The 3,819-nt window shown below is 73.0% G+C and carries 4 protein-coding genes; 2 read left to right on the top strand and 2 right to left on the bottom strand.

Annotated elements, in window-relative coordinates:
- Nucleotides 1-168: 168 nt before the first annotated feature.
- Together ASE20_RS15160 and ASE20_RS15155 are read right to left on the bottom strand one after the other, a co-directional pair.
- Nucleotides 169-1,212 carry a hypothetical protein gene (locus tag ASE20_RS15160; RefSeq protein ID WP_056895401.1) on the bottom strand — a complete coding sequence of 348 codons (1,044 nt, stop codon included), beginning with the start codon at nt 1,210-1,212 and terminating at the stop codon, nt 169-171.
- A 178-nt stretch (nt 1,213-1,390) separates the two neighbouring features.
- Entirely contained in the window at nt 1,391-2,662 is a 1,272-nt protein-coding gene (locus ASE20_RS15155; protein WP_056895400.1) for an MFS transporter, read from the bottom strand.
- 82 nt (nt 2,663-2,744) lie between these two features.
- Here ASE20_RS15155 and ASE20_RS15150 point away from each other — a divergent pair, with 82 nt between their 5' ends.
- Together ASE20_RS15150 and ASE20_RS15145 are read left to right on the top strand one after the other, a co-directional pair.
- Nucleotides 2,745-3,317: a helix-turn-helix domain-containing protein gene (locus tag ASE20_RS15150; protein ID WP_056895399.1), complete on the top strand. Its 573-nt coding sequence runs from the start codon at nt 2,745-2,747 to the stop codon at nt 3,315-3,317.
- Nucleotides 3,317-3,676 (top strand): sterol carrier family protein, encoded by a 360-nt coding sequence (locus ASE20_RS15145; protein ID WP_056895398.1) that lies wholly within the window; start codon nt 3,317-3,319, stop codon nt 3,674-3,676. The genes ASE20_RS15150 and ASE20_RS15145 overlap by 1 nt, the downstream gene beginning before the upstream one ends.
- Nucleotides 3,677-3,819 lie beyond the last annotated feature (143 nt).

Below are 3,819 nucleotides of genomic sequence, written 5' to 3'. Positions count from 1 at the left end.
CCGCCACCCGACCGGCGGACCCAGCCACCCACCCAGCCCGCTCGTCGCTGCCGCTTGAGAACCGATCACCCACGACACCGCAGCCTGAAGGCATCCAGCACCTACCTGACCCACGGACGTGCCAGGAGAGCCGAAATTCTGCGGTTCCTTCCCGTTCGAGGGGCCTGGTCAGCGCAGCTTGATCGAGGCCTTGCTCGTGATCTGCAGCTCCTCGGCGGGGTCGCCCTCGCCGAAGACCTGGGCAAGGGCCATGTCGTAGGTCTGCGCGAGGCGCAGCGTGCCCGGAGCCTTCTTGCCGGCGCCGAACACGAGGAGGTACTGGATGGAGCAGCCGCCGAGATGGCCGTCCGGGCACACGGTCTCGGTCTTGTCGACGATCACCTTCGTCGGCTTGAGCTTGCCCAGCTTGAACGAGGAGTCCACGCCCGCGGCGACGTAGACCCCGCCGGACTTCAGGTCGGCGGAGGCCTGGTTGAAGCGCCGCAGGGTGGTCTTCAGGGTCACGACGTACCAGGTGCCGCCGTCCTCGGCCCAGGCGCCGCCGGCGTAGGGGAGGCGGAACGGCTTGCCGACCTTGCACTCGTAGTCGGGGAGCCGGCCGACGCCCTCGAAGGTGAACTTCGTGGCTGCGGTGCACGAGGTCGTCTGGCTGCTGGGGGCGCGCAGGTCGTAGAGCGGAGCGGCCCGGCCCTCGTCGCGCTCGCCGGTGCCCAGCACGACGGTCTGCGTGACGCCGTCGAAGTCGACGGCCAGGGACGCGTCCTCGCCGTCGCCGGACACGAGGACGTAGAACGACTCGGCGCCGCGGCCGCTCGTCTCCGGCGCCGGGATCCGGTACGACGCCTTGTCGGCCACCAGGTCGATGGTCGGGTTGGTGTCGGTGTCGGCGTAGTCGGCGTAGTCGCCGAAGGTGCCGGCGTCGTACTGCCAGGTGATCGGGACGAACGCGCTGCCGGCGGGTGCCTCGATGGCCTCGAGCTGGTGGGTGTCGTCGGCGGTGAGCTGGGTGGTCGGCTTGCCCGCGCTGATCTCGAGCCGGCCGATCGGCAGCGCGACGATGGACTCGGTGCCCGTGCCGACGAACTGGTCGTCCTGGCGCGCCTCGACCACGTCCCCGACCGCGATGGCGGCGCCGTCGTCGCCGCACGCGGCGAGGGCGGGGACGAGGGCGAGCAGCCCGAGCGTGGCTGCAGCGGTACGACGGAGACGCATGGGCGCCATTGTGGCAGTCCGAGAGCGCCCGGACAGACGGTGCCTGCTGCGCGTCGCGATGCGAGCGCGCTGGCGGCGTTGGCGTCGCTCGATGGGCGGCGCAGCACGTCTTCGCTCCGCCGCCTTGCCATCACGCACGTCTCGCGACGCTCGCGACGGCCCGTCTGTCCGGGCCCTCTCAGTGCGCAGCGACCGGCGAGCGTTCCGGGAGCGGCTCGGCGAGTCGGGGCCAGGCGACGGGGCGCGGGACCGAGCGGACCGACCGTGAGAGCGTCGGGATCAGCGCGACGACCGCGGTGAGCGCGGTCAGCGCGAGCACGGCGTCGCGTCCGCTCAGTACGGCGAGCAGGCCTCCCGCGAGCGCCGGTGCCAGCGGCATCGTGGCCATCGCGGCGAACTGCATCGTCGACTGCATCCGTCCGACGAGCTCCGGCGGCGTGATCGCCAGCCGGTAGGACCCGACGCCAGCGTTGCCGGCCGGGTTGAGGAACAGGCCGGCGGAGGCGGCGAGGGCCATGGCCAGCGGGTGGTTCCAGAGCGCGAGCGGCACGGACAGGGGGACGAAGCTCCACGCGATGACGATCGTGAGCCGGCCGGTCGCGAACCGGTCGATCAGCCACGGCGCGACCAGGGCGCCGAGGATCCCGCACGCCCCGATCGCGGTCTCGACGAGCCCGATCTGCCAGGCCGGGAAGCCGGCCTCGACCAGCCGCAGCAGGGCGGTGAAGAAGAGGGCGTTGATCGCGAGGTTCGCGGCGGGCGACCAGATGAGCATCACCCGGAGGAAGGGCCGCGCCCACAGGAAGCGCAGCCCCTCGCCGAGGTCGCGCAGCGGCCGGCCCGCCTCGACGGGCGAGGCGGGCGCGGGGGACAGGTCCGCCCGCACCCGGCCGAGCAGCAGCCAGCCGAGCGCGTAGGTGACGGCGTCGGCCGCGAAGGGAGCCCACCGCGCCACGCCGTACAGCGCGCCGCCGAGCGGCCCGCCGACCAGGGAGGCGACGTGCTGGCGGGCCTGCTGCTGGCTCAGGGCCGTCGGCAGGTCGTCGGCCGGTACGACGGTCCGGATCGCGGAGTACTCCGCCGGCTGGAAGAGCCCGGTCGTCACGCCGGTCGCGAGCGCGACCCCCAGCAGGTGCGGCAGGGTGAGCGCTCCCATCAGCCCGGCCGCGACCAGTGAGCCGTAGAGCAGCACGCCCGACCCGAGCGAGAGGCGCATCAGGCGCAGCCGGTGCCGGCGGTCCGCGAGCACGCCGGCGGGCAGGAGCATCGCGACCATGCCGAGCAGGAAGATGCCCTCGGCGGCGGCCGCCCACAGCGCCGACCCCGTCATCGCGTAGGCGACGAGCGGCATCGCGAAGGTGGTCACCCGCGAGCCCAGCTCGGAGACGGTGGCGCCGACCCAGAGCGCGGTGAAGTCGCGGTTGCGGGCGAGGGTCCGGTACGACGGCATACCCGCACCGTATGGTGCGCAATGACAAGTGCGCAATAGATGTTGCGCAACTTGTGGTGCGGGATCTCTGTAGGCTCGCCCCATGGTCATGTACGACGACCCGCGGATCCTTCGCGCGATCGCGCACCCCACGCGCAACCGCGTGCTCCACGAGCTCTCGGCGGCCGGCTCCCTGCGCGCCGCCGACATCGCCCGCCGGATCGACGTGCCGGCCAACCAGGCGAGCTTCCACCTGCGCCAGCTGGCGAAGTACGGCCTCGTCGAGGAGGACCCCGACGCCGGGCGGGACCGCCGCGACCGGGTGTGGCGGCTCGTGGACCCCGACGGGATCCGGTTCCGCACCGCCGACATGCTCGCCCAGCCGGGCGGCCGCGCGGCGTACTCGGTCTTCCGGCGCAACGCCGTCGAGTGGGGCCAGCACCTCGTCGCCCGCGCCTTCGCGGACCCCGACGAGCACGACAAGGAAAAGCGGAGCATCTCCGAGTGGTCGGTGCTGCTGACCCCCGACGAGGCCGAGGAGCTGATGGACGAGCTGTCCGCCGTCGTCGAGCGCTACCGCGACGCCGGCCGCGAGGCCGGTCCGGACGCCGGGCGCGAGACCTGGTCGGTCTTCAACCTGATCCAGCCCTACCCGGACCTTCCCGAGAGCGACTGATGCCCGCCCGCCTCAAGCCCGCCGCCCCCGCGGACGTCGCCGCCGCGCTCGCCCGGGTCGCCGACGCAACCGCCGAGCGCGCCGACCTCAAGCTGCTGGTCAAGCACTTCCTCGCCGTCCTCGAGACCCGCGCGCCGGGCCGCTCCGTGGAGGTCCGCGTGCCGCCGTACGCCGCCGTGCAGGTCATCGAGGGAGTGCGGCACACCCGTGGCACGCCGCCGGCCGTGGTCGAGACCGACGCGGCGACCTGGATCGCCGTCGCGACCGGTGAGCTCGCGTGGCTCGACGCGGTGGAGGCCGGGCGGGTGCAGGCCAGCGGGGAGCGGACCGACCTGACGTCGTACCTGCCGCTGCGCTGATCGAGGCGCCCCGTGCTTCATCGGTGGGTCCTTGTCCGGGATCTCGTCGGGGTCGCTCCGCCGGTGGTTGAGGTGCGAGGAGCGCCAGCGACGAGCCTCGAAACCTCTGGCCGTGCTGCTGGGACTTGCCTGCTGCTTGTCGA

It is taken from the genome of Nocardioides sp. Root240 (assembly GCF_001428825.1).
Taxonomy (GTDB): Bacteria; Actinomycetota; Actinomycetes; order Propionibacteriales; family Nocardioidaceae; genus Nocardioides.
The sequence above is the reverse complement of the archived record's forward strand: the minus strand, read 5'-3'. Positions and strand labels throughout refer to the sequence as shown.

Bases quoted from the DNA above. Each gene is read 5' to 3' on its own strand.
- ASE20_RS15150 (WP_056895399.1), top strand. From the start codon at position 2,745: ATGGTCATGTACGACGACCCGCGGATCCTTCGCGCGATCGCGCACCCC.
- ASE20_RS15160 (WP_056895401.1), bottom strand. From the start codon at position 1,212: ATGCGTCTCCGTCGTACCGCTGCAGCCACGCTCGGGCTGCTCGCCCTC.
- ASE20_RS15145 (WP_056895398.1), top strand. From the start codon at position 3,317: ATGCCCGCCCGCCTCAAGCCCGCCGCCCCCGCGGACGTCGCCGCCGCG.
- ASE20_RS15155 (WP_056895400.1), bottom strand. From the start codon at position 2,662: ATGCCGTCGTACCGGACCCTCGCCCGCAACCGCGACTTCACCGCGCTC.